The sequence below is a fragment of the Nocardiopsis sp. CNR-923 genome (genome assembly GCF_001942255.1).
In the GTDB taxonomy this organism is placed as follows: Bacteria; Actinomycetota; Actinomycetes; order Streptosporangiales; family Streptosporangiaceae; genus Nocardiopsis.
In genome coordinates, this window is sequence record NZ_MKKC01000065.1 from 160928 (window position 1) to 186637 (window position 25710).

Consider the following 25710-nt stretch of genomic DNA (forward strand, 5'->3'; position numbering starts at 1 on the left):
AACCCACGGGAGCATCACTTTGGCAGCCGCCGCGAGTACCAAGCACATTTTCGTCACTGGCGGCGTCGCTCCAGTCTCGGCAAGGGGCTCACCGCCTCCAGCCTGGGCCGACTCCTGAAGTCGCGGGGCCTGCGGGTCACCATGCAGAAGCTGGACCCCTACCTCAACGTCGACCCGGGGACCATGAACCCCTTCCAACACGGCGAGGTCTTCGTCACCGACGACGGCGCCGAGACCGACCTCGACGTGGGCCACTACGAGCGGTTCCTCGACACCGAGCTGTCCGCCTCGGCGAACGTCACCACCGGCCAGATCTACTCCAGCGTCATCGCCAAGGAGCGCCAGGGCGCCTACCTCGGTGACACCGTGCAGGTCATCCCGCACATCACCAACGAGATCAAGTCGCGCATCTACGCGATGGACGCCCCCGACGTCGACATCGTCATCACCGAGATCGGCGGCACGGTCGGCGACATCGAGTCGCAGCCCTTCCTGGAGGCGGTCCGCCAGATCCGCCACGAGATCGGCCGGGACAACTGCTTCTTCCTCCACGTGTCCCTCATCCCCTTCCTCGGCCCGTCCGGCGAGATGAAGACCAAACCCACCCAGCACTCCGTGGCGGCCCTGCGCAGCATCGGCATCCAGCCGGACGCGATCGTGTGCCGCTCGGACCGCCCGATCACGCAGAGCCTCAAGTCCAAGATCAGCCTCATGTGCGACGTGGACGAGGCCGGTGTCGTCTCCACTCCCGACGCCCCGTCGATCTACGACATCCCCAAGGTCCTGCACCGCGAGGGCCTGGACGCCTACGTCGTCCGCCGCCTGGGCATGCCCTTCCGCGACGTGGACTGGACCGAGTGGGACGAGCTCCTGCGCCGGGTGCACCAGCCCGACCACGAGGTCACCATCGCCATGGTCGGCAAGTACATCGACCTGCCCGACGCCTACCTGTCCGTCAGCGAGGCGCTGCGCGCGGGCGGCTTCGCCACCAACACCCGGGTGAACATCCGCTGGGTGGCCAGCGACAACTGCGCCAGCCCCTCCGGCGCGGCGGCCGAGCTCGACGGGGCCGACGGCGTCCTCATCCCGGGCGGCTTCGGCGTGCGCGGCATCGAGGGCAAGCTCGGCGCCATCCGCTACGCCCGCGAGAACCACGTTCCGTTGCTCGGCATCTGCCTGGGCCTGCAGGGCCTGGTCATCGAGTACGCGCGCAACGTGCTCGGCCTGGAGGGCGCCAACAGCACCGAGTTCGACGACAAGGCCGTCGACCCGGTCATCGCGACGATGGCCGACCAGACCGACGTCGTCGCCGGAGAGCGCGACATGGGCGGCACCATGCGCCTGGGCCTGTACCCCGCCGACCTGGGTCAGGGCACCCGGGTGCGGGAGCTGTACGACGGCGAGCAGCAGGTCCGCGAGCGGCACCGCCACCGCTTCGAGGTCAACAACGCCTACCGGCCCACGCTGGAGGAGGCGGGCCTGGTGTTCTCCGGTCTGTCCCCCGATGGCAAGCTGGTGGAGTACGTCGAACTGCCCCGGGAGACGCACCCGTTCTTCGTCGCGACGCAGGCGCACCCGGAGCTGCGCTCCCGTCCGACCAAGGCCCACCCGCTCTTCCGCGGCCTGATCTCGGCCGCCCTGGAGCACCGGGAGTCCTGACGCGGAGTCGGGGGCACGAGCCTGAGAGGCGAGCACATGGCCAGTGACACCCACCCGGCGCGCGCGGTCACGGGGGCGGACGCCAAGATCGCGGACGCCCCCGCGTCGTGGCCGGTGGAACGGTCCGAGGAGCGCTTCCGGGGCCCCAAGTGCGGGATGCGCACGGACTGGGTGCGGATGCCCGGGGCCTCCGGCGAGGGCACCGCCGTCGTGGCCCGCGACTACATGGAGCACCCGGGAGCCGCCGCAGTCCTGGCGTTGGACGGTGAGGGGCGGGTGCTGCTCCAGCGCCAGTACCGGCACGCCACGGGTCACACGATGTGGGAGCTGCCTGCCGGGATGATCGACGTGGCGGGGGAGGGGCCGCTGGCCACGGCCCGGCGCGAGTTGGTCGAGGAGGCCGGGTTGCGGGCGCGGGAGTGGTACGAGCTGCCCGACTTCTTCCCCACGCCCGGTTTCTCCGCTGAGCGGATCCACCTGTTCCTGGCGCGCGGTCTGTCGCGGGTGCCGGCGGAGGAGATCGACTTCGTGCGCGAGCACGAGGAAGCCGATCTGGCGGCCGAATGGGTGCCGTTGGCGGAGGCGGTGCGGCTGGTCATGGACGGCGCTCTGCACAACGGCGCGACCGTGATCGGCATCCTGGCCGCGCGCGCGGCCGTCGGCGACGGTTTCGCCTCCCTGCGACGCGTCCACTGACCGTGGCCGAGGATCGGGAGAACGGGCCGCCCCCAGCCCCCGTTGCGGCGGACCGGTTGGCGCGGGTGCTGACGGCCTTCCTGGACCATCTGTCCGCCGAGCGCGCGCTGGCGCACAACACCCTGCTGGCCTACCGGCGTGACCTGGCCCGCTACACCGAGTACCTGGCCGATCGGGGCGTGACCGACCCGGCCGGGGTCGGGAGCGGGCACGTCGCCGCCTTCCTGCGGGCCCTGCGCGAGGGCGACGACGACCGTCCGCCGCTCGGCGCCGCCTCGGCCGGACGCGCGCTGGCCGCCGTGCGCGGACTGCACCGGTTCGCGGTGCGCGAGGGGTGGACGCAGACCGATCCGGCGGCGGAGGTGGCTCCGCCCGCCCCGCCCATGCGGCTGCCCAAGGCGGTCTCCCTGGATCGCGTGGAGCGCCTGCTGGCCGCCGCCGGCCGGGCACCGGGGGCGGGTGAGCGCGCGACGCTGCTCGCCCTGCGCGACCGCGCGCTGCTGGAGGTGCTGTACGGCACGGGAGCGCGGATCTCCGAGGCGGTGGCGTTGGACGTGGACGACGTCGGCGACGCCGTCACCGGGGACGAGACCATCGGCTTGGTGCGCTTCCGGGGCAAGGGCGGGAGGGAGCGGGTGGTCCCGCTCGGCTCGTACGCGCGCGGGGCGCTGGGCGCCTACCTGGTGCGGGCCAGGCCCGTGCTGGCGTCGGGGCGCGGCGGCGGGGAGGGCGCCGCGCCGAAGGCGTCGGTTGAGGGTGGTGGAGGGCGACGTGTGGGGACTGCGCCGAAGGCGCGGTTGAGGGTGGTGGAGGGCGACGGGCGGGCCTGTTCCTGAACGCCCGCGGAGGCCGTCTGACCCGGCAGGGGGGGGTGGGCGGTGCTCAGGGCCGTCGCCGACCGGGCGGGGATCGAGGGTGTGTCCCCGCACACGTTGCGGCACTCCTTCGCCACGCACCTGTTGGACGGCGGAGCCGACATCCGGGTCGTGCAGGAGTTGCTGGGACACAGTTCGGTCACCACCACGCAGGTGTACACGCTGGTGACGGTGGACCGCCTGCGCGAGGTGTACGCCGCCAGCCACCCCAGGGCACGTCGGTGAACCGCGCCGGAGGGGAGGCGGAGAGGGGCGCGAACGCCCCTGATTCGCCGCGATCATGTTGAAGTGCGTCGTGTCGTCGTTCTAGAGTCGCCGCACAGAGGTACGTTGCTGTCGACATATTGAGTTTCCGACGGCGGCCGGGCGCGGGTGAGTCACCCTCCTCGCGGCCGTGGCCGGTCCGTGGGGGAGGTCAAGGGTTGTGAACTGGGAGAACGACGCGGATGCGAGCACCGCACCCGTCGGTGGGCAGGACCCCACCGACCCGGTGAGCAACCCCTGGGGGACGACACGCAACACGGGGGCGGAACTGTACACCAAGAGACCGGAGTACCGGTATCCGGTGCCGGAGCCGTTGGACGAACACGGTCCGGCACGAATCGTAGCACTGTGTAATCAGAAGGGTGGGGTCGGCAAGACCACCACCACCATCAACCTCGGGGCGGCCATCGCCGAGTTCGGCAGACGGGTGCTGCTGGTCGACTTCGACCCGCAGGGCGCGCTCTCGGTCGGACTGGGCCGACTCGATCCGCGCGAGCTGGACCTGACCGTTTACAACCTGTTGATGCAGCGGGACGTGACGGTCGAGGACGTCCTGCTCAAGACCGACATCGACGGTCTGGACCTGATCCCGAGCAACATCGACCTGTCCGCCGCGGAGGTCCAGCTGGTCGGTGAGGTCGCACGTGAGCAGATGCTCGGACGCGCGCTGCGCCCGGTGATCGACGACTACGACGTCGTGCTCATCGACTGCCAGCCGTCGCTGGGCCTGCTCACCGTCAACGCGCTCACCGCCGCTGACGGCGTCATCGTGCCGCTGGAGTGCGAGTTCTTCGCGCTGCGCGGGGTGGCGCTGCTCATGGACACCATCCAGAAGGTCCAGGAACGCCTGAACGAGCACCTGGTGATCGACGGTTTCCTCGGCACCATGTACGACCCGCGCACGCTGCACGCGCGCGAGGTGCTCTCCACCATCGTCGACGGATTCGGCGACAAGGTCTACGGCACGGTCATCAACCGGACCGTGCGCTTCCCGGACGCCACGGTCGCCGGGGAGCCCATCACCAGGTTCGACTCCTCCTCGGCGGGCGCCAACGCCTACCGGGATCTGGCCAAGGAGGTGCTGGCGAGGTGGCCTCTCAGCGGTCACGGCGTGTGACCCTGCCCGGGGCGGACGAGCTGTTCTTCCGCCCCTCCGGAGCCGAACCGGAGCCGGACCCGCCGCCGACCGGCCGCCAGCGCACGGCACCCGAGTACGAGGACCGGGACGAGGCGGCCGAACGCGGGGCCGCGCGCCAGGGCGGCGGCTCCCGGGGGACCGCGAAGGTGCGCCGCGCGCCCAAGCCGAGCGGCCGCCAGCGCCACGACGAGAAGATCACCGTGTACGTCTCCGGCGCCGAACTCCTGGCGCTGGAGCAGACGCGGCTGTCGCTGCGCGCCGAACACGGACTGTCGGCCGACCGCGGTCGTCTGGTTCGCGAGGCCGTCGCGGTGCTGCTCGCCGACTTCGAGGAGCACGGTGCGTCGAGCATGCTCGTGCGCAGGCTGACCGAGGACTGAGGGTCCGGCTCTCCGGCGTGGGGGAGCGCCGGGTCGGTCGCGGGTGTCACCGGCGGGGCCTGGCCGGTGACACCCTTGTACGCATGAGTGAGACGACGTGGAGCCGCGGCCATGGCGGCTGATCAGGAGGCGCACCCGCCCCCGGAGGAGACCGGGGAGGGGGATCCGCACGCCTTCCAGGTGCACCTGGACAACTTCGAGGGCCCCTTCGACCTGCTCCTGGCGCTGATCTCCAAGCACAAACTGGACATCACCGAGGTGGCGCTGTCGCGGGTCACCGACGAGTTCATCGCCCACATCCGTGATTACGGCGAGGAGTGGGACCTGGACCAGGCCAGCAACTTCCTGCTGGTCGCCGCGACGCTGCTGGACCTGAAGGCGGCCCGGCTGCTGCCCCGGGGCGACGTCGAGGACGAGGCCGACCTGGCACTGTTGGAGGCCCGGGACCTGCTGTTCGCGCGGTTGTTGCAGTACCGCGCCTACAAGGAGGTCGCGGCGGTCATGAGCGAGCGTATGGCGGCTCAGGGTCGACGGTACGCGCGGGCGGTGCCGCTGGAGGAGAGGTTCGCGTCGTTGCGGCCGGAGGTGTTCCTGCGGCTGGGTCCGCGGGAGTTCGCGGCATTGGCCGGGCGGGTGTTCACCCCCAAGGAGCCGCCGAGCGTGCCGGTCACGCACATCCATCAGACCAGGACGTCGGTGAAGGAGCAGGGCGAACTCGTCGTGGCCGCCCTGCGCGAGCACGGGACGCTCACGTTCACCGAACTCACCGAGGGCTGTACCGGTACCTTCGAGGTCGTCGCGCGGTTCCTCGCGCTGCTGGAGCTGTACCGGGCCTCGAACGTGGGCTTCGACCAACCCGAACCCCTGGGCGCGCTGTCGGTGACCTGGACCGGCGGCGAGGGCGAGGTCCGGGTGGAGACCGACTACGACGACGCGGTGGACGAGGAGGAGGGGCGATGAGCGCGGAGCACGCGGCCGGTGTGGGGGATGTCTCGGCGCCGCCCACGCTGCGTCGGGACCTGGAGGCGGTGCTCATGGTGGTGGACCAGCCGGTGTCCGAGTACGACCTGGCACGCGCGCTGGACCTGCCCGTGGATGCGGTGACCCGGACCCTGGAGGAGCTGTCCAGGGAATACACCGAGCAGGGGAGGGGTTTCGACCTGCGCGCGGTGGCCGAGGGGTGGCGTGTCTACACACGCCCCGAGTGCGCCGACGTCGTCGAGCACTTCCTTCGGGAGGGGCAGGAGGTGCGGCTCACGCAGGCCGCCCTGGAGACGATGGCGGTCGTGGCCTACCGGCAGCCGGTCTCCCGGGGCAGGGTCTCCGCCGTCCGCGGTGTCAACTGCGACGGAGTTATGCGTACCCTCGTACTGAGGGGGCTGATCGAAGAGGCCGGGCACGATTCCGAATCCGGCGCACTGCTGTATCGGACCACCTCCTATTTCCTGGAACGGTTGGGCCTGCGCGCCCTCGACGAACTGCCTGATCTGGCGCCGTTCCTCCCCGACGACATCGAAGGTCTAGACGACACCGGTGAGCACACCCAATGACAGTTCCCGCGGTGCGCGGGACGACGCCCCGCGCGGTGAGCGCGGCGGCCACGACGACCACCGCCAGCGAGGCGGACGACGCCCCCACGACCGGGACCGCAGGGACCTCGGCGACCGGGGCCACCGCGGCGGAGGCGACCGCTCCCTCCGACGCGACGACAGGGACCGCGGCGGGTACCGCGGTCGGGATGACCGACGCCCGTACGGCCGCGACGACCGCGACTCCCGGGGCCCAAGCGGCGACCGGGGCGGCTTCGGTGGCCGGGAGCGGCGTGACGAGCGCGGTGAGCGGCGTTCGTTCGGCCGTGACGATGATCGGGGCTCTCGGGGCTCTCGGGGCGACTACCGAGGCGGCCGAGATGACCGTGGGCGCGATGATTTCCGTGGTTCACGAAGCGATCGGGATTCGCGGGGTCCGCGCGAGGGTCGCGATGACCGAGGCCGCGGCGGTTTCCGGGGCGATCGTGACCAGGGCGGTTTCCGGGGCTCGCGTGCGGGTCGTGGCTACGGTACCTTGGCCCGTTCAAACACCTCCAGCAGTCGCATCTGGAGTTCGCGGTACCGGACGACCACACCGATCGTGCGGTTCGGATGGAGGCGGACGTGCTCGCGCAGCTCGGTCGTGAGCTCGCTGAACGTCCGATACCTGGCCATGACCGGGAGGGGCCCGTCCCGCTCCGGTAGAAGGGGGTCGGCCCCTCCCAGGCGGAAGTGCTCGGCCAGGTCGGCGATCGGCCGGGAGGTGCGGTGGTTCTCCGCCAGGCGGACCTCTTCGGCGGCCAGGACTCGCCGGATCTCGTCGGTGGTGCTCCTGGACTCGGTGATGGTCTGGTACTCGTCGGCCAGAACGGTCACCCGTGCTCCCGCCAGGCGGCACAGGCGGTAGAACCCCACCGGAAGGTCCTGGCCCTCGTCGACCACCAACGCTCCGATGGAGGGGAGCTCCCCGGCCCCCATCGCCTCGGTGAGCAGCGCGGGCCAGTCGAAGTCGAACCCTCCGGGCGTGTGGGTGGGCGGTCGCCCACCCACAGCGCGCTCGTACCAGGACCTCAGCCAGGAGTGGACGGTCGCCACCTTCACGTCCGGTCCCAGTTCACAGGTCGCCCGCGCCACGTGCTGCCGCAGAAGGTTGGACCGGCACAGCAGGGTGGCCGGTGCGCCGGTGAGGGCGAGCATCGCCGCGCGATGCACCGCGATCACGCTTTTTCCCGACCCCGGAGGGCCGCTCACCACGTGGTTGCCGTCGAACGGCAGGTCATGGAGTACCTCCTGCTGTCCGCTGGACAGGTCCAGGTACCTCAGGACTCCGGATCGGGCCACCGCGGTGGTCACGTTGCCTCCTTCCCGCGGGTGATACGGGCCGCCTGGCCGCGAGCGGATTCGATCACCGGCTCGAAGAACCCGGGGACTTGGGGGCCGCCGACGAGCAGAACCCGGTCCAGCAGGGCGTTGCCTGCTTCGCAACTGGTCTCCGGGAGCAGCGCACAGGCATGGCAGGCCGCCCGGTTGAGGTTGGCGAACCCGCGGGCACCGTGCTCCGCGCACAGCGGATCGGCCGAGCACCACGCCCCGGACTCCAGGAGCCTGAGCAGGGTCTCCGCCAACCGGTCGGAGGAGCCCTGGTGGGCGAGACCGCCCAGGGTGCCCTCGGCGTCACCGGCGGCCGTGTAGACGAGGACCCCGGCCTGGTGTCCGTGCTCACCGGGGCGCGCGTACACCCGCTCACGCAGGGAGGAGATCCCGTAACCGCTCTCGAAGGAGAGCTGGCGGATCAACAGGTGGGCGAAGGTGTGCAGCAACGGCAGCCGTGGCAGCAGTCGGTCGCCAACCGTACCGATGAGCCGGTCTTTCTGGAAGGCGGCGTCCAGGTCGCGCTCCAGGTCCCCCACACGCTCGCGCACCCCCGTGTGCGACTCCCAACGGGTGATCTCCTGCTCGGAGAAGGACAGGAAGACCCCTTCACCGAAGACCTCGACCGCCGGCAGCCAGCCTCGTCGGCCCGTGGCGTCGGCCCCGACCATGCCCTTCGGGGACGGCTGCACACGGCAGAATCCGCGCAGGGCCCGGACCTCGCGCAGCCGGTCGGCGACCACGACCCGTTCGACGCACCCCCGCAGTATCCGATCTGCCTCGGACGTGCGGGCCGATGGGACGAAGGGGACTGGACGGACCGTGAAGTTGCGATGGTTCACCGCCGCGTCGGCGTTCAGCGCCGACCACTCGTCCCAGCTCAGGTCCGTGGCCGGTGAGGCGGTCGCGCCCGGAGCGGGCCCACCCGGAACCGGATCACCGCCGGTCTCAAGGCGCAGCAGGGCCGCCACGTCCTCGGGGGTGACGCCCTCGTTGGCGTCGCAGATCATCCCGATGGCCGCCGCCTCCCGTCCTGTGCCTTGGAGACGGCACAGGCCCGGCCACATCGGGTCCTCCCGGATGCGGGAGGCGGTCTGAGGATCCACCTGGTCGGTGCCGGGGCCTTCGGGACCGGAGATGTCCAGCGCTGAGATCGTGACCGGGTAGTAGACGTTGCCCGCGTTGCGCTGCACGATGCGGGCCTGCTCCGCACAAGGGACCTTCTGCCCGAGGTCCTGCCAGGGGTGGCGGCCCGCGCAGCGGATGCGGCCCCGGTCCAGCAGGGCGAGCAGGTCCCTTGAGGCGTCGCACGCGCGGCAGTGGACGGACAGGGCCTCCAGACCGATGGAGGAGCGGTCGACCAGGAAGGACAGCCGCCTCTGGGAGCGTTCGCACACGGGTGTCCCGGGTCGGCTGTGGGCCCACCACCACCAGTCCACGTCGTCCATGTGCCCCTCCGAGCAGATCTGGACGAACCGCATCGGTGCGAGCACCTGCGGAGTGGGGCAGGCCGGGCACAGCGGGGCGGACCCCGGCTGTTCGTCCGCTACTGCCCACTGCTTCATCCGGCGGCAGGACCCGCAGAAGAGCCAGGCGGGGAAACGGACACAGGGCACTCCGTCGGCGTCGGGGGTGTCGAAGAAGTCGTTGGCCGCCGGGGGCAGGGCCCGAAATCCCGTGACCCTCAACCGCTCCGCGAGCCTGGGGGAGTCAACCCAGGGGCTGGTGGTGGGCCAACGGGAGATGTCGGCGGACACGAACGACTCGCCCCGGGCCTCGATGATGGCACCGACTCCGAACGGCACGATGGTCTGAGACTGGCGGACGCGCAGCTTCCGGGTCATCCCCGGGCCCCCTTCACGGTGATCTGGCACTCGCGGTCCACGGAGCGGACCGAGTGCAGGGTCTCCCACAGGCCGTTCCTACGGTCGAAGTTCTTCAGGATGTGCCGTGTCGACCGACCCTGTCCGCTCCAGTAGAGGGCGCCCCGCGCCTGACGGGCCGCGACGGCCTCGTCCCGCCAGTCGTCGACGAGTACCTTCAATTCGGCGGCCACGTCGGACGTGACGGCGGGGTCGGCCTGTTCCACCCACGCCACCAGTCGTTTGACGGCATCGGAGACGGCACCGGGATCATCGAGGACACGGGACGCCTGGTCCTCCCCCGACCACCCGTGGCCGTGCCGGAGAAGGATGACCAGAGCGGCGTGCAGGGCGCGTTTGCGGGACGGGATCGACCAGGGGGTCACACTGGACGGCTCGACGTGCCGGTACAGCGACCGGTGGAACACCCCGAAGGTCTCGTAGTGTGAGCGGTCCCGCGGTTTGGTGGCGTTGAAGAAGGCCACGATCAGCCCGGGGACGCGGTGGCGCCCGACGCGGCTGGTCGCCTGGATGTACTCGGCTGCGGCCTTGGGCTGGCCGAGCATCAGCATGAGCGCGAGTCGGCCGACGTCGACGCCGACGGAGAGCATGTTGGTGCAGGCGAGGAGGGACACCGCGGCCGGGGAGGGGCATCCTTCCTCCAGACGGGCCAGCAGGCGCGGCTGTTCCTCGCGGTGCAGGTTGCTCGTGAGCTCCTGGACCGACGGTTCGGCGAGTTCACGTGTCCCCTTCCCGTCCCCGCCCATCCCGATGAGCTGCGCGGGGATGTCGTCCCGCGCCGAGGTCAGGGTGCGGCCGAGTTCCCTGAGGCTGTGGTGGTAGGCGACCAGCGTCCAGTAGTCGTCGAGGTGTTCCTCGGGGAGCCGGGCCGCCTCGTGCAGCAGGGCGGCCACCGTGGCGACGGTGGCGCGGCCAGCCGTGTGCCCCTGGGCCATGACGCCCACGTAGAGGCGGCCCGCGGAGCACTCGTCGGGTTCGGAGAAGTAGGAGTGGCGCGCGTCCAGGCCGGGAGGGGGGAAGAGTTGGACGTCACGGCCGTACATTCGGCGGACCTGTTCACCGGAGCGGCGGATCGTCGCCGTGGACGCCACCACCTTGGGTGGCACTCCGTCCCAGGAGCACAACCGCAGGATCGCGGACTCGTACAGGCCGACCGTGGTGCCGAGCGGGCCGGTCAGCAGGTGCAGTTCGTCCTGGATGACCAGGGACGGCCGCAGTCGGCCACCGCCGCCGAACAGCCGTCCGGCCCTGGCCTCCCAGGCCAGGCGGGCGAACTTGTCCACGGTTCCGAGCAAGAACGAGGGAGGGGCATCGTACAGGTGGGCGTCGACCACGCGTACGGGGAGTTCGCCATGGAAGTCGCACTCCTCGCGCGGGCAGAAGAAGGAGAACGACGACGGCGAGGTCCGCACCCCGTAGTCGCCCGGGTCCGACGACTTGTTCTCAGGCATGATCCGGGTGCCGCACCACGGGCACCGGTCCAGGATGAAGGCATCGGTCGGCCGGGCCATCTCACGCTGCCGTTCGGCGAGTTCGTGCGCCCGGTCGTAGGTGTTGGGCGTGGTGGCCTCGCCCACCCACAGGCCGATGGAGAACCGCTCGGCGCCGAGGTCGAGCCCGGGGCAGGACCGTTCCGCGGGGCGCAGCCGCAGGTACTCCAGAGCGCACACCGTGTTCCCGCGCGCTGGAACTGCTGGGTGGTGAGCAGGCTGAGGGTGTAGCGGCTGAGCACGGCTGTGCCGCCCCCACAAGAGCCGTGCCGCAGCCGCCGCAGGACCATCTCGAAACAGGCCAGCAGCAGGTAGGCCTCGGTCTTGCCGCCTCCGGTGGGGAACCAGACGACGTCGGCGCTCTCGCGGTCGGGGTGTGCGGGATCAATGAGGCCGCCGACGCACAGCAGGAAGAAACCGAGTTGGAAGGGCCGCCATGCGTAGGCGCCATCGGGCGCGGTCTTCTGGGGCAACGGGTCGTAGCGTGTGCGCGGGGTCCCCGCCAGGTCGGCCGAGCCACGGCGCATCTGTAGGGCCATCGCCTGGTTGGCGGTCCGAAAGGCCGCCAGCGCCGCAGGGTCCTCGCACACCAGGCGCGCCCCGGCCTCCATGCGGTCGATGGCTGTGCGGATGCGGGTCAGGATGCGCTCGGCGGCTGCCTGCCCCCACCGGGGGACCGCGGTGGCGGCCTCCAGGACGCGTTCGCCGTACCAGTTCCGGTAGCCGTCGACGAACCCGGACAGCTCCCGGGCGAGATCGGCCGGGGGAAGGGAGGCGTCGCTGAGGAAGGAGAGTTTCAGCGCACGCGCATCGGTCGGGCCGGCGTGCCGGACCCGCAGGACCTCCTCGGTCGGCATGACCTCGGTGCCGATCCGATCGGGCGGGCCGTCCTCCGGTACCGAGTCCGACCGCTCCTCGGTGACCGAGCAGCCGTGGCCGACGGTGAAGGTCCGCACGTGCCGGTACTGCAGGCGCAGCTCCTCTTCCTCCGGGTCGCGGCTGGTGAGCAGGACACCGGGGTATTCCAGGAAGGCGCCGTCACGGGGCTCCACGGTAAAGGAGGACTGGAAGAGCATCCGGTCCCAGTCGGTACGCGGCGGCCGGTGACCGTTCCTTCCTGCGCGGTCCGGTGGTTCGGCGACGGCCGCGTTGACGAGCGCGACTGTCACCAGCCACGCACCGGCGTAGGGGCGTCGGCGGACCCGGAGCAGGGCGCGGCCTCCGTGGACCGGGATGTCGCCGCTCTCCGTAGCTTCGACTGTCTCCTCGTCGAGCGGGATACGGGACCACCGCCGTGTTCCGTCGTCCCGCCCAGTCGCATAGCGGGCTCCTCGGCAGGTGATGACCAGGGCAGGAGCGTCGGTGAACAGCGACAGCCCCAGTGACGAGGGCAGCCAGGCGTTGGCGTCGGAGGTGGGGTCCTCCGCGAACATGTTCTCCTCGGTGACGGGCTCGTCGCCGTCACCGTCCTTCTCCTCGCCCGCGGAGAGAAGGTGCGAATGCAGGTCGGCCTCCTGCGGATACAGCGTGCCCATGAGGTAGCGGCGGTCCGGGGGACGGAGAGCACCTCGTGCTCTCCGTTGGCCGGGCCGACGAGCTGGAGCCGGAGGGCGGACACGAGTAGGTCGCGGGCTTCGGCGGCGTCCTGCTTGGTGGAGCGGTCGGACATCAGGGGCCTGTTCTGGTTCGTGGGCGCCGGGCTTGCAGGGCCTGGGCGGTGATCCGTTCTCTCCTGGTGCGGGAACGTATTCTGTCAGGGGTCGGTGACATTATCCGACGCATGCCGAACTTCTCTCCCTCCCCGATGTCGGAGTCCGCCCGCCACGGCCTGGTGAACGCTGTGCTCGCGAGAATTCGGGCCAGTGCGGAGAACGGTGTGATGACTCGCGATAAACTCGAAAATGTGTGCGAAGAATTGGGTCTTGGGGAGGAAGTCCGCAGTCGGGTGGAGACGGTACTCCCCGGTCTGGGGATCCGTATAGCGGCTCCGGAGAAGGTGTCCAGGGGCGAAAGTCCCCAGTCTGCCGGCGGGATCACGGCAGCGGACCGGCGGCGCGTCCGCGATCCCCGAATGGCTGCGGTCGTGCGTCTGGCGCGGCGCTATGCCGCCGCCGGGTCGATCTCCGCCGCGGTGTTCGACGGTGTCGTCCGTATGTGCGGACTCGGCGGGAGCGAACTCGAAAAGTTAACGAACTGCCTGCGCGAGGCCGGCATCTCGATCGCTCATTCGAATACTGGGGAAGACGCGGAACCCGAGGCGGGACCGGCGCCCGAGTCCGGCTCCGGGGAACACGAAATGGATGCCCCGTATAACTCGGAACCGGCAGACGCGGTCGCTCGTGTGAGAACGGTGCGGGAAACCACCGAGCTGGGCCCGTTCGTCGCGGAGGCCCGCCGGATCCTGGCCGAGGACCAGAAAAAGCGGCGTCCGGAACGGCGCATCCTCAGCGCACAGGCGGAGGTGGGCCTGGCGGCCCTGATGAGGGGCGGACAGTCCCTCGGCTCGCCCCTCGCGGAAGCCGGGCTCGCAGCGCTGGAACCGGCCGACGAGCGCCGCCTGGCCTATGAGGCGATGGTGCTGCACAACCAGAGACTCGTCTACAGCCTGGCGGCCAAGTTCGACGGACAGGGGCTGGACTACGAGGACCTGGCACAGCACGGCATGCGGGGCCTGATGCGCGCGGCCGTCAAGTTCGACGGGGGACAGGGCAACAAGTTCTCCACCTACGCCACCTGGTGGATCCGCCAGGCCATCACGCGCGCCATCGCCGACGAAGGGGCCCTGATCCGTCTTCCGGCGCACTTCCACGAGAAGGCGGTCAAGGTCGCGGTGGCTGAGCGTGAACTGGCCGCCCGGGGCAGGCGCACCGGTCAGGCGGACGTGGCGGTGCACAGCGGTCTGACGGTCGACGAGGTCGACCAGGTCCGCCGCCTCACCTACCGGACCGACTCCCTGGACCGCCAGGTGAGGGGGGACACCACCCTGCTCGCCCTGGTGGCTGAGGACGAGGACCGTGCCCTGCCCTCCCCGGAGGTCCAGGTCATAGAGGACGAGGGGTGCCGGGAGGTCCGGAACCTGCTCTCCTGCCTGACCGGCCACCGCGAGCGCGAGGTCATCGAACGGCGCATGGGATGGACCACGGGGGACAGACAGACCCTCGACGCGATCGGGGAGCATTTCGGGGTCAGCCGCGAACGCATCCGTCAGATCGAGAAGAAGGCCCTGCGGACTTTGCGCGAGGTCCACCTGGGCGGAGCGGGACAGGCCGAGGCGGGCGGGAAGGACAGGAAGAGGCGGCGCAAGAGGAGGTCAAGCGAGTCGGGGGCCACCGGATGAGCCCCGGCCGCGGGCACGGCCGCGACGGCGCTGATCCTTGGTGTGCGGGCAAGCACCAGAGCGGCAACGCCCAGGTCCGGACCGGACGGTTGGCCGCCGTGGACCACGGGATCTGCGGGCGCGCGAGCGCGCTGCTGAAGAACGACAAGGCCCTGCGCAGGGCCTGCCTCGACCCCTGGCGGATCGGAGAGATCGAGATCCTCGGCAGACTCGGCAACGGGGCCTGGGCGTGCTCTACGCGGACCGCACCGACGAGGACACGCCAACGCACGCTCAGGACCGGGCCCGTTTCGGCGGGCGGCCCCGGCGAGGCGGGAGAGGAGCCCATGTTGTCACCGTCTCCTCCGACAGGCCCAACCGCTCCAGGAACCCCTCGAAACGCCTGCGCGGCCATGACGAGTCAGGGGGGGCGTGAACGGGGCCGATACCCGCTCCGACCCGATCCACCCAGGGCAGCACCTCGGCCAGGCCCGCGAGCAGGGGAACGACGGCGTCCAACGCGGCGGTGGGGGGAGCCAGGTTGTCGTCGACGATGTCCACCAGCACACACGCGCGTTCATGGGCGTCCCATCCGGCCCATCCAAGCACGGTGGTCGGGGCGAGCACGGATGAGGTGCTCGGCGTGTAGGTGATGAACCGCTCGTTGGGTAGGTCGAACTTGCCGCGATTGGCCCAGTACTCGCTCCTGAGGAAGTCGGTCGACCTGTACTTCGGCGGCACCGGGAGCTGGTGCTCTCCCTTCCACTGAAGATCCCACAGCCTCCTCCACTCGGCGTGCTTCTTCAGCCCCGAGGGACGCAGCCGGAGCGCCGTGAGGAAGGGGACGTGCTCCGGTCGCAGCAGTTCGGGCAGTACCGTGCGAGGACTGGATCCGGGGTTCAGGGCCTCCACGGCGGCGAGGACGTCCGGATCGTTTTCGAGCAGGCCGACCAACTCGGCCAGGGTTCGGCTGACGGGTCGTTCCGTGCCGTCCGCCCTCTTCGCGTACCAGAGTTCCCGGCGCTCGCAGCGGTCCAGCAGCCAGGAGGTGACGGCGGGTTGCCACACCTGCTCCCATGAGGGGGTGGTCCAACGGTGCTTGAAGTCCGGCCGTTCCAGAACCCCGAGGACGGGGTTGCCGTCGATGGCCGCGATCCGTTCCGACACCGTTCTCCGGTAGTCCGCGCTCCAGTGGTCGGGCGGTTCGGTGACCGGGTGTGCCGCGTGCCGGTGGAACCAGGCGCTCTTCTCGGCCCCGGAAGCCATGTCGGAGGCCAGAACGATCTCGAAGGCACGCTGCCCGATGGCGACGCCGTTGGGCAGCGCCTCAGGGGAGACCCGTGAAAGGCTTCCCTTGGGGATGAGTCCGTACGCCTCGTACGTGCGCCAGTCCAGCTCCTCCTGCAACATCACCATGCGGTCGAGGGTGGCGCGCCACTCTCGACCCAGCGCGGTGATGCGGTCCTGTGCCGGCGTGCGCCCGGGGTCGCCGGCCTCGTCGCGTAGTTCCAGCAGGCGGCGCGCCAGGGCATCGAGTTCGCGGGGGAGTTCGGTCTCTCCTGCCTCGGGGAGGGGAAGGTCGCGCATCCGGGTCGCGGTGAACTCGTAGATGGTGTCCCAGCTGTCACCGGATCTGAGCTGCCCGTCCCGAGGGTTGCCCTTGGCGTTGCTGACCTGTTTGAACCAGAAGCACGCGGTGGAGCTGTTGAGTACCCCGAGCAATTCCAGGACCTGGTTGTCGGTCACAGACGGGGGCAGTTCGATGACGGGTGCCGAGTTCAGCGGGGCGTTGGCATCCCGACGGAGCGCGAAGTGGGGGTGGGTCGCCACCCAGGGGAAGATGATCGACCACGGTGAGGCATCGTTGCTGACCGTCAGCTGGTGCCAGTCGTACCAGGCCTTTCCCTTCGAGCGCAGGCGGTCCTCCAGGTGACTCCGGTAGGGCCAGAGCCGACGTTGGTGACCGGGGAAACCCTGAATGCTCGCGACGCTGGCCGGATTCTCCCTGTCTCGTGGGAAGAAGGCCACCTGTTCACTGTGGACCTGCCAGTCGCGGACCTCGGATCCGGTGACGAGGTCGATGGTCGCGGCCGGTTCGGCACCCCAACGTCGCATGGCGGCGTGGGAGGAGGCAAACAGGTCGTCAGCGCCGGTGCTGGCGACATAGCCGATGCGATGGGCATGATCACTCAGCCGTCGGCGAGACCGCAGCGCTCGCAAGACCGTCTCGGTGTCCGGAGTGGCCAGGTTCCACGGGTGTTTGTGGTACTCCGCGAGAAGGCGGTCCTGGGACACCGTCCACGGGTCCTGACTGGGAATCTCGGCCAGGCGGTTCTGGATCGACACCCACACCTTGCCCCGAGCCGGATCGGCCGGAACGGAGGGTTCGCCGCGCAGGCCGCTGACCACAGTCACCCGCGATTGGGGGGTCGGCTGTCGATTGCGGCCGATGAGGATCAGGGTGGGTGTGCCGTGCCCGGGGATGTAGGCACCGGAGGTGTCGATGATGCGGTCCAGCTGCACGGTGGGGAGGAGCACTTCGACGAGGGGTTTGCCGAACTCCCGCTTGGTGAAGGAGGTCGCGAGCAGGAGACCGACGCGTCCGTCCGCACGGGCGAGGGAGAAGGCCCGCTCGGTGAAGGGCACGGTCATGGCGAAGGCCCCGGACCGGGCGCTGGGGTAGGCGCTGCGGTAGGCGTCGGCCTTGTCCTTGTCCCGGGGAACCAGGTACGGGGGGTTGCCCACCACGACGTCATAGGAGGAGCAACCGAGGACGTTCGCGGCCCTGGCCCAGAACGGCCAGGAGGACGCTGCCTCGAAGCGGTCGGTGAACGGGCCGGAGGGGGCGCCGTGCCCCTCCAGGAGCGAGTCCGCGCCGACCACGAGAATCGACCAGTGCTCCTCGTCGCCGGGCTCCGCCTCTTCGGCCAGCCCAATCGCTTCGATCGCCAGCCGGAAGCGGGCGACCATGGCCGCGAAGGGGTTGCGATCGGCACCGTGGACACAGGTGAGGGCACGGCCGACCGCTTCGCTCGGGGAGAGTTCGGGCTGCTCGGAGCGGATCCGCTCCAGGACCAGGGGAAGTGCCTTCACGAGGAAGCCGCCGGAGCCGCACGCCGGGTCGATGAGCCGGAATCCGTGTTCGGTGATGGGTGCGGAATCCCGTAGCGCGGGTTTCAGTGTCTCGTCCAGGAGCAGCTCGATGACGAAGTCCGGGGTGGTGAGAAGGGCGTCGTTCTTGCGCGAGTCCTCCGAGATGCCCTGGTACAGGCGGCCGAAGATCGTGGTGTCGAGTTCGGGGCCCTGGGGTGGGGTGTCCGGGGAGGCCGGTGCTCGCAGGGAGGGGCGGTCGGGGCCGCGCCAGTACGAGACCAGTCTGCGGGCGATGCCGGGGGGGAGCCGATGCCTCCGCCACGGTTCGATGTCGTGCGGGAAGGCGGCGGCCAGGACAGGGTGTGCCTGGACCACTCGGTTGATGGCCAGTTCGATCGTTCGGAACGGATCCACGGATTCAGCGTCCGCCAGTGGCTCCGGTCGTTCGGGGGAACCGGGGGCCGGTACGTCCGTCCGGCTGAGCGATCTGTCGGACACGAGACCGTTGTCCTCACAGAACGTGACGAATGTTGTGGCAAGGGCCCACATTGCCGCGGAGTGTTCGCGCTCGCGCCACGTGGACGAGGAGGTGGGTGCTGAGCCTCGGAGGCCGTCGAGGGCACCCCACACGATGGATTGAAGTTCTCTCAGCAACGAGGTCTGGGTCATGCTCTGCCTAGCCGGTCGGGGGTCTTTCCTGCTCGGGCCGGTTCTTCTGTCTCCGGGGGACGATCGTGGCTTCTCCATGGCCAGTTTAATGGTTCATGTGCGTGCGATAATTATTTGTGGGTGCTGAGAAGGATCGCTAGTCTGGTGCACACAAGCTCGAACGCGTGCCATGTCCCGCCCGTGCTGGCCGCGATGCGTCTCAGGACTTCACGTTCCGTGATTTCGCCCCCCACGAAAGGTGCTGCGCCCCATGTCCTCCAACTCCGTTGCGGTACTGGCCGCCGTGATCGCCATCGTTCTTGTCGCCGTACTGGCCGCTCTGGTCGCCGCCTTCGTCAGCCGTGAAGGGGGCAACCCCTGGTTCACGGCGCTGCGCGCGAGTGGAGCGGCTCTGCTCGCCACCCTCGGAACCGTCACCGCCATGGCGGCCTTCGTCTTCAGCGCGCTCGGGTGACCCCCCCTTTCTCGGTTCCGGGGCCACCGAGTTCCGGAACCGAGGCGCGCTCGGGGCCGTCTCCGTGCCTTCGCTGTGACTGACACACCCGTCTTACGGGAGTCCTATGCTGGGAGGCCGGGCGGGCTGGCGCAGAACTGGAGAGGCGGACCCAGATGGCGAACCGATGGTGGGGAAAGCCCTCGGAGTTCCCCTGGGAGCAGTCCGCTCTCGAACACGTCCGCGCGCACTTCCCCGACCGGGAGCCCTACCGGGCCTGGGCCGGGTTCACCTTCACCGCCCGCAACCAGCGCATCCGCGAGTGCGACCTGTTCGCCGTCACCCCCCGAGGGGTCTTCCTCGTCGAGATCAAGAGCCACCGGGGCCGGGCCGCCAACCACGGCAGCGAGTGGATCTTCACCAACGGGCACCGCAGGACCATCACCAACCCGTTGCATCTGACCGACCTCAAGGCCAAGGAGCTCAAGAGCCGCCTGCAGTGGGCGGTCGACAGGCTCGGCCTGCGCGGTGTGAGAGTCCCCTTCATCGAGGCCGGTGTGTTCCTCTCCGACGAGGGCCTGCGCTGCGACTTCGACGAGGTGCAGAAGGCCAAGGTCTACGGCCGCGAGGGGCTGGAGCACCAGACCTCACTGCCAGGCATCTGGAGCGGGCTCCTCGGCGCCCCGCACAGCCAGGTCGACCCCGGCTTCCTCAGGAACGTCTCCCGACTCATGGAGACGATCGGGGTCGTGCCCATGGACCGGGCGCTGACCCTGGGGGAGTACACCCTGGAGAAACGCTCCTTCGACAGCGGGCCCACCTGGACCGACTACCAGGCCGAGCACCAGCGGTTGGGCGGCACCAGCCGGGTGCGCCTCTACCACTACGGCGAGACCGACAGCGAGGACGAACGCCGGTCGGTCGAGCGCGCCGCCAAACGCGAGTACATGTCCCTGGAGGGCATCTCGCACGAGGGCATCGTCAAGGCCGAGTACTTCGGGGTCATCGAGGAGTCGAGCAAGGACCTCGGCCCCGCGGTCGTCTTCCGGCACCACTCCTCCTGGCAGCGCCTGGACCACTTCATGGCCGAGCACGGCCACGGCCTCGACGTGGACACGCGGATGGAGATGGTCCGCCAGCTCGCCGAGGCGGTCAACCACGCCCACCGCAACCGCCTCTACCACCGTGCCCTGGCCGCCCGCAGCGTGTGGGTGGAGATGGACGGCGCCTACCCGCGCCTGTACATCGCCGACTGGCAGGTCGCCTCCCGGGAGAGCCTGCGGCTGCGCGGCGGAGTGCACACCCGCCACACCTCCTCGCGCGCGGGCACCTCCCACCTGGAGGAGGTGCTGGGCGGGCGCGCGTTCGCCGCGCACGTCGAGAAGGCCGCCGAGGCCTACCTCGCCCCGGAGTTCCCCGACTACACGCGACGCGCCGCCCCCCAGGACATCTTCGGTCTCGGGGCGCTCACCTACCTGGTCTTCACCGGCCGGCCGCCGGGCCGCGACCGGAGCGAGCTGAGCCAGCAGATCCAGGAGCACGGCTGCCTGACCCCGGCGGCGATCAGCGACGACGTCGTGCCCCAACTCGACACGCTCGTGCGCGAGTCGACCCGGCGCTCCCCCAACGACCGGCTGGCCAACGTGCAGGCCTTCCTGCGCATGCTCGACCAGGTCGAGGAGTACCTCACCCTTCCCGAGACCATCACCGACCCCCTCGACGCCCGCCGCGGGGACGAGGTCGTCCAGGGCTGGAAGGTCCGCGAGGTTCTGGGCAAGGGGGCGACCGCCCGCGCTCTGCTCATGGCGCGCGACGGCCGCCCGGAGGAGGTCGTCTACAAGGTCGCCCTCAACCAGGAGTCCGCCGCCAAGGCCCTGCGGGCCGAGGCCGAGACCCTGCGCACCGTCGCCGGGAGCACCAGGATCGTGACGCTGGCCGCCACGGGCGACGAGAGCGCCTCCGGCGTCCTGGAGATCGGTGAGCGCACCATCCTGCCCCTGGAGCGGGCGGGGCAGAGCACCCTCGCCGACTACCTGTCCCGCCAGGGAGCCCTGGGCCCCGGCGAGCTGCTGGGCTTCGGGCGGCACCTGTTCGACGCGGTCGAGCACCTGGAGGAGCACGAGGTCTTCCACCGCGACGTCAAACCCGCCAACCTCGGCGTCCGGGAGACCCGCAAGCAGGGCAGGGCCCTGGTGCTGTTCGACTTCTCCCTGTCCCAGGCGTCCGTGGAGAGCGTCAGCGCGGGCACCCGCGGCTACCTCGACCCCTTCCTGGGGCAGGACCGCCCCTACGACGACGCGGCCGAGCGCTACGCGGTCGCCGTGACCCTGCACGAGATGGCCACCGGAGAGCTTCCGGTCTGGGACGACGACGGTGTGGGCCCGGAGTTCCTCGGCGACGACGTCGTGGTCCCCCGTCTGGCCGAAGAGGCCCTGCCCAAGCAGAGCCGCTCCGCCCTGGTGGCGTTCTTCCACCGGGCCCTGCACCGCGACCACCGCCAGCGCTTCGGCGCGTTGGCCGACATGCGCGACGCCTGGGAGTCCGCCTTCCGCTCCGGATCGGTCACCGACCAGGTCGAGGAGAGCGAGGAGACCCGGCTGCGCAACGCCGGGGCCGCCACGCTGGACACACCCCTGCACCTGGCCGGCCTCACACCGTTGGCGCTGGACGCGGCCCAGCGCCTCCTGCGCTGCGACAAGGTCGGAGACCTGCTCAGCAAACCGGTCCGGGAGATCACCCACATGCGCGGTGTCCCCCTGGCTGTCCGCAACGAGCTGCGCAAGAGGGCCTCCGAGTGGCGCAGGCGCCTGGACGTGGCCGAGTACGCGGTCGCGACCCGGGCCAAGCTGCCGGCCGGCGCGGGGGAGGACGTCAAACGCAACGCCGTCCTGGACCAGGTGATCCGCCAGTTTCTCCCGACCACCACCGACGCCAACCGGCAGTGGGTGCGCGTGGTGCGGGAACTGGTCGGCATCCCGGAGGGGCGCAAGGGCCGCAAGCACTGGTGGCCCACCCGGCGCGAGGTCGCCCGCTCACTGGGGATCCCCCGCTCCCTGGTGGAGGAGAGCCTGCGCCAGGCGCACACCTACTGGAGCAAGAACGCCTCCCTGCTGGGATCGGTCCGCGACGACGTCGTGGACATCCTGTCCCGCAACGGCCGGGTGCGCGAGGTCGGACAGATCGCCGCCGAACTCCTGACCCTGCGCGGCTCCTCCCTGGAGGGCGACGAACGCTCGGTCTACGCCCTGGCCGCCGTGCGCGTGGTCGCCGAGTACGAGGAACAGCGCGTCGAGCAGCGGTTCGTGGTCCGCAGGTACGACCGCAGGGTGCTGGCCGCGCGGGTGATCGACGACGACCCCCGCGTGCCGGTCGAGGGCGACCTGTTCGACTACGCCGAACTCCTCGGGCTGCGCGCCGACGAACTCGTCCGCCTCGGCGACGCCGACCTCCTGCCCAGCCCCACCGCGGTCAGGGAGGCGCTGCGCGCGGTCGACGCCCCCGAGGGCATGGAGCCGTTCACCGACACGGCGCTGGTGCAGATCGCGGCGGCGGCGTCCGGCAACGCCGAGGCCACTCCGCGCCTGGAGCTCTACCCGGCCGACCTGGACCTGGAGCGCGCCTTGCGGATCACGCAGGCCGTCGGCTACCTGGGCAAGCCCGGGATCACCCCGGAGCAGATCCAGGACCGGGTCCGGTCGCGGTTCCCGGCGCTGCCCAGGCCCGACGAGAAGCGGCTGCGGGCGCTGCTCAAGCGTCGGCACCCCAAACTCCAGGAGACTCCGGTCGGCGGCACCGTGTGCTGGTACCTGGAGCCGGAGGTCACCACCTACCAGCCCTCGACCCACACCGGACACCACGAGCCGGACCGGGTCGACGCCGCCTCGGTCCAGACGTGGGACCGCCTGGCGCGGGCCGTGGCCGGGGGCGGCTACCGGGCGGTCAAGACGTGGATGCCCGACACCGAGCGGGTGGCCCACACGCTGGGGCGGATGCCCGGTGTGGTGCCCTTCGACGCCTCCGCCGAGTTCGTCCACGTCGTCGACGAGGTCATGGACGGCATGGGAAGCGCCCTGAACTGGGACATCCTGAGCGAGGCCGACAACAGCCGCCCCGAGCCGTTCAACCGGATGCTCGCCGAGGTGTTCCGCCGCCTGGGGGACCGGGTGCGGGCGGCGGGGGCCGACGCGCCCTCCGGGCACGGCGTGGTCCTGCTCCACCGGGCGACCCCGCTGGCGCGCTACGAGCCGGGCCGCGCCCTGCTGGGCAGCCTCGTCCAGGAGGCCCGCGAGGCGAACCGCAGCCCGTACGGACTGTGGCTGCTGTGCCCGATGCGCGGACCGCAGGCCGTCGCCGCCCTGGACGGACGCTCCGCGGGCATCATCGGCGAGTCCGAGCAGGTGCTGCTGCCCAGGGGGTTCTCCGCGCCCGAGGCGGCGTTGGCGCGCTGACCCCGGTCGACGGGGTCTTCGTTCCTTCGAGGAGGGGCCGGCCGGGGCGCACTGCCGTGGAACGTGGAGTCGGGCCGGGACCGGGGGAACCGAACGTGTCCTCACCGGGCACGGCGGCCGGGTGCCCGCAGTGGCCTGGTCGCCCGCCCAGGCCGACTCCGTGCCATCGGTGACCAGGACGCTGTAGGAACCGGCCAGTGCCCCGAGCCGGTCGGCGCAGGTGGCGGTGTCGGGCGCGCTCGCCAGAAGCCGTTCGATGTGCGGCGTGGTGGCGAAGCACTCGCCCAGGAACACGGCCTGGCGGCGGTCGCTCCGGTGGATGCGCACCTGTTCGGCGGGCCAGGCGCCGCAGAGGTGGAGTTCGTGCCGCTCACCCGGCCCGGCGGAGGACGTTCGGGCGTTGTCGGGGGCCTTGGAGACGCCTGCGTAGTAGGACTGGGCAAACACCGATACTCCTTCGGGGAGGCGGGTGCGGCCGGTCGGCCGCACCCGGTGGACTCACCAGTAGCGGGAGGTGTTCATGTCGGCGGTGTCCTGAGAGCCGCTGCCCAGGACGACGTCTCGGACCTCGCCCAGGCAGGTGATGGTCGGCGGTTCGTAGACGGTCTCGACCATGGGCTGTGCGCCGGTGTCCTGTTCGGTCACGGGCTTCTCCTCACAGGTAGGAATTGGCCTTCCGGTGCGCCGCACCGGCTGCACTATTCCAGTAGTACAGGAATAGCCTGGGATCGACAAGCGGTTTGGGAACTCTTCGTGGCGAGGGGGTGACAGGAGGTGCTATTCCATCCATACTGGAATCTAAAGCAACCCCCGTGGAGGCAGCAGATGAAGCTCACCCGAGTGGCTGGCGAATGTAGTAACAGGCGGTCCTGCCCCACCGTCTACGCCAGCGATCGCGACACGATCGTCGTGCAGGGCTACGCGCTCACTCCCGAAGACCTCGCCGAGATCACCCTCCCCGAGGGCGAGAACGCCGTGGAGATCCCCCTGTCCCTGCTGAAGGAGGCCGCCCGTGCTCACGGAGTCTGAACTGGAGAAGTTCTTCGATGATCACCTGACTACGTCGGCTTTCCGTCTGGAAGCCCTGGACCACTACGAGGTCGACTCGGACGGGGACGACTTCACCAGGTTCAAGGCAGGCGAGCCCGAGCCCGACTGGGCGCGCAAGAACGCGTGGCTGGAGGTGCTGCGAGCGGAAGCGGAGGCCGGTATCCGTGAGTACCGGGTACGGGTCCTGCGCACTCCGCTCAGTGACTACATCCGCTACGAGTGTGAGTGGGGATATGTGCTCAACGCTGAAGCGGGGGAGGAGGTCCATGTCCTGGATCTCGCCGAGCATGACCTTCCGCCGGAGGTGGTGGACCATGACTTCTGGCTGATCGACGACAAGTACCCCCTGCGCATGCACTACAGCGAGGCGGGTGAGTTCCTCGGCGCGGAGCTGGTCGATAACCTGAGGCGATACCAGAAGGCAAGGGACGCGGCGCTCGCTGCCGCCGAGCCGTTCGAGCGGTGGTGGGCGCGCCATCCCGAGGAGTGGAGAGTCAACCGGACTGTATGACGGTTCCGCAGAACACCCCGGCCGGTCGCGGTGCCGAAGGCCGCGACCGGCTCGCCCGCGCGCTGCGCGACGCTCGTGCCGACGCTGGCCTCAGTGGAGTTCGCGCGGGGCGGGCGGCGGGGATGTCGCAGTCCAAGGTCTCCAAGATCGAACGCGGCCTCCTGCTGCCGTCGGTGGACGACGTGGCGGCGCTGTGCCGGGTCTACGGGCTTGAGGGCGATGAGCGCGCGGAACTGGTCGCCTTGGCCGGGGACCTGCGGGAGGAGGCATCCAGCCGGGTGATCATGGCCCGGGGAGTCTCGCAGTTCCAGCGCCGTGTCGCTCAGTTGGAAGCCGACGCCGCGCGCGTGCGCTCATTCGATCCCGCCCTGGTTCTGGGGGTGTTGCAGACCCGCGAGTACACCCGCTGTATCTTCGATGACCCCCGTGACAAGGTTTCGGTGGAGGAAGCAGAAGCCGCCGTTGATGCCAGGCAGGAACGCCACAGGGCGCTGAGCGAGGGCAGGACCCGCTACGAACTGATCATGCCGGAAGGGGCCCTGCGCTGGCAGGTGGGCTCTGCCTCGATCATGGCGGAACAGATCGAGCAGATCGCTGCTGCCGCGTCTCAAGGCGGGACGGCAGTAGTCGGCATCATTCCCTGGACGACGCCCGTGCACGTCTTTCCCGGCCATGCCTTCGACCTCTATGACGAGGACGCGGTTGTCGTGGCGACCGAGACGGCCACGGCGACCCTCACCGGTGCCGCTGACATCGCCACGTATCTGGAGCTGTTCGAGGAGTTGAAGAAGCTCGCCTGCTTCGGGGACGAGGCGGTTGGACACCTGAATCGGATCGCAGGGGAGTATCGGGGACTGGCTGACTCTTGACTCGACGCCCCGGCCCCGCGTGTTCGGGGCGGGGCG

At 70.2% G+C, this 25710-nt stretch carries 19 protein-coding genes and 1 pseudogene; 14 read left to right on the plus strand and 6 right to left on the minus strand.

All coding sequences use genetic code 11. The features are described from left to right. Positions 1-129 precede the first annotated feature (129 nt). The 8 genes and pseudogenes from BJF83_RS06860 (at position 130) to scpB (ending at position 6562) form a co-directional block, all read left to right on the plus strand. A complete protein-coding gene (locus BJF83_RS06860) occupies positions 130-1659 on the plus strand; it encodes a CTP synthase (RefSeq protein WP_262391374.1) in 1530 nt (509 codons plus the stop codon). A gap of 36 nt (positions 1660-1695) precedes the next feature. Beyond that, on the plus strand, positions 1696-2355 hold the full coding sequence (locus tag BJF83_RS06865; protein ID WP_075925628.1) for an NUDIX hydrolase: 660 nt from the start codon (positions 1696-1698) through the stop codon (positions 2353-2355). A gap of 2 nt (positions 2356-2357) precedes the next feature. Next, positions 2358-3191, plus strand: a complete 834-nt coding sequence (locus BJF83_RS06870; RefSeq protein WP_394329305.1) for a site-specific integrase — start codon at positions 2358-2360, stop codon at positions 3189-3191. Then, positions 3179-3455, plus strand: a pseudogene (locus BJF83_RS30905) (tyrosine-type recombinase/integrase); the annotation flags it as partial. The gene BJF83_RS06870 and the pseudogene BJF83_RS30905, both read left to right, overlap by 13 nt. 199 nt (positions 3456-3654) lie before the next feature. After that, positions 3655-4611, plus strand: coding sequence for a ParA family protein (locus BJF83_RS06875; RefSeq protein WP_075925629.1), 957 nt, complete (start codon positions 3655-3657; stop codon positions 4609-4611). After that, positions 4608-5012 carry a hypothetical protein gene (locus BJF83_RS06880; protein WP_075925630.1) on the plus strand — a complete coding sequence of 135 codons (405 nt, stop codon included), beginning with the start codon at positions 4608-4610 and terminating at the stop codon, positions 5010-5012. The genes BJF83_RS06875 and BJF83_RS06880 overlap by 4 nt, the downstream gene beginning before the upstream one ends. Before the next feature lie 111 nt (positions 5013-5123). Then, positions 5124-5972, plus strand: a complete 849-nt coding sequence (locus BJF83_RS06885; RefSeq protein ID WP_075925631.1) for a ScpA family protein — start codon at positions 5124-5126, stop codon at positions 5970-5972. Continuing rightward, a complete protein-coding gene (gene scpB / locus BJF83_RS06890; RefSeq protein ID WP_075925632.1) occupies positions 5969-6562 on the plus strand; it encodes an SMC-Scp complex subunit ScpB in 594 nt (197 codons plus the stop codon). Before BJF83_RS06885 ends, scpB begins: the two co-directional genes overlap by 4 nt. 504 nt (positions 6563-7066) lie before the next feature. Here scpB and BJF83_RS06895 read toward each other — a convergent pair. From BJF83_RS06895 to BJF83_RS28570, 4 genes are read right to left on the minus strand one after another with little or no spacing between them, the layout of a single operon-like run. After that, the gene (locus tag BJF83_RS06895) at positions 7067-7894 is read right to left on the minus strand and encodes an AAA family ATPase (RefSeq protein ID WP_075925633.1); all 828 of its coding nucleotides are present in this window, start codon (positions 7892-7894) and stop codon (positions 7067-7069) included. Beyond that, positions 7891-9756, minus strand: a complete 1866-nt coding sequence (gene drmB / locus BJF83_RS06900) for a DUF1998 domain-containing protein (RefSeq protein ID WP_075925634.1) — start codon at positions 9754-9756, stop codon at positions 7891-7893. Before drmB ends, BJF83_RS06895 begins: the two co-directional genes overlap by 4 nt. Next, positions 9753-11078, minus strand: coding sequence for a helicase-related protein (locus tag BJF83_RS28565; RefSeq protein ID WP_262391356.1), 1326 nt, complete (start codon positions 11076-11078; stop codon positions 9753-9755). Before BJF83_RS28565 ends, drmB begins: the two co-directional genes overlap by 4 nt. Then, the gene (locus tag BJF83_RS28570) at positions 10970-12820 is read right to left on the minus strand and encodes a hypothetical protein (RefSeq protein ID WP_262391357.1); all 1851 of its coding nucleotides are present in this window, start codon (positions 12818-12820) and stop codon (positions 10970-10972) included. Before BJF83_RS28570 ends, BJF83_RS28565 begins: the two co-directional genes overlap by 109 nt. Before the next feature lie 536 nt (positions 12821-13356). Here BJF83_RS28570 and BJF83_RS27370 point away from each other — a divergent pair. Continuing rightward, complete coding sequence (locus BJF83_RS27370; protein WP_262391358.1) at positions 13357-14622, plus strand: RNA polymerase sigma factor RpoD/SigA; 1266 nt, start codon at positions 13357-13359, stop codon at positions 14620-14622. 273 nt (positions 14623-14895) lie between these two features. Here BJF83_RS27370 and pglX read toward each other — a convergent pair whose 3' ends face one another. Further along, positions 14896-18441, minus strand: coding sequence for a BREX-2 system adenine-specific DNA-methyltransferase PglX (gene pglX / locus BJF83_RS06915; RefSeq protein ID WP_143831815.1), 3546 nt, complete (start codon positions 18439-18441; stop codon positions 14896-14898). A 172-nt stretch (positions 18442-18613) separates the two neighbouring features. On the opposite strand from pglX, the gene BJF83_RS06920 reads away from it, so the two are divergent. Further along, the gene (locus tag BJF83_RS06920) at positions 18614-18817 is read left to right on the plus strand and encodes a hypothetical protein (protein ID WP_075925637.1); all 204 of its coding nucleotides are present in this window, start codon (positions 18614-18616) and stop codon (positions 18815-18817) included. Between the two features lie 155 nt (positions 18818-18972). After that, complete coding sequence (pglW, locus tag BJF83_RS06925) at positions 18973-23244, plus strand: BREX system serine/threonine kinase PglW (RefSeq protein ID WP_075925638.1); 4272 nt, start codon at positions 18973-18975, stop codon at positions 23242-23244. Positions 23245-23742: 498 nt separating this feature from the next. On the opposite strand, the gene BJF83_RS26595 is transcribed toward pglW, so the two are convergent. Continuing rightward, positions 23743-23889 carry a lasso RiPP family leader peptide-containing protein gene (locus BJF83_RS26595; RefSeq protein ID WP_262391359.1) on the minus strand — a complete coding sequence of 49 codons (147 nt, stop codon included), beginning with the start codon at positions 23887-23889 and terminating at the stop codon, positions 23743-23745. A 180-nt stretch (positions 23890-24069) separates the two neighbouring features. Here BJF83_RS26595 and BJF83_RS06930 point away from each other — a divergent pair, with 180 nt between their 5' ends. Genes BJF83_RS06930 through BJF83_RS06940 form a run of 3 tightly spaced genes read left to right on the plus strand, consistent with a single transcriptional unit; the run spans position 24070 to position 25674 of the window. Next, complete coding sequence (locus BJF83_RS06930; RefSeq protein ID WP_075925639.1) at positions 24070-24273, plus strand: hypothetical protein; 204 nt, start codon at positions 24070-24072, stop codon at positions 24271-24273. Then, entirely contained in the window at positions 24257-24805 is a 549-nt protein-coding gene (locus tag BJF83_RS06935) for a DUF6879 family protein (RefSeq protein WP_075925640.1), read from the plus strand. The genes BJF83_RS06930 and BJF83_RS06935 overlap by 17 nt, the downstream gene beginning before the upstream one ends. Beyond that, positions 24802-25674, plus strand: a complete 873-nt coding sequence (locus BJF83_RS06940) for a helix-turn-helix transcriptional regulator (protein WP_075925641.1) — start codon at positions 24802-24804, stop codon at positions 25672-25674. The genes BJF83_RS06935 and BJF83_RS06940 overlap by 4 nt, the downstream gene beginning before the upstream one ends. Positions 25675-25710: the final 36 nt, after the last annotated feature.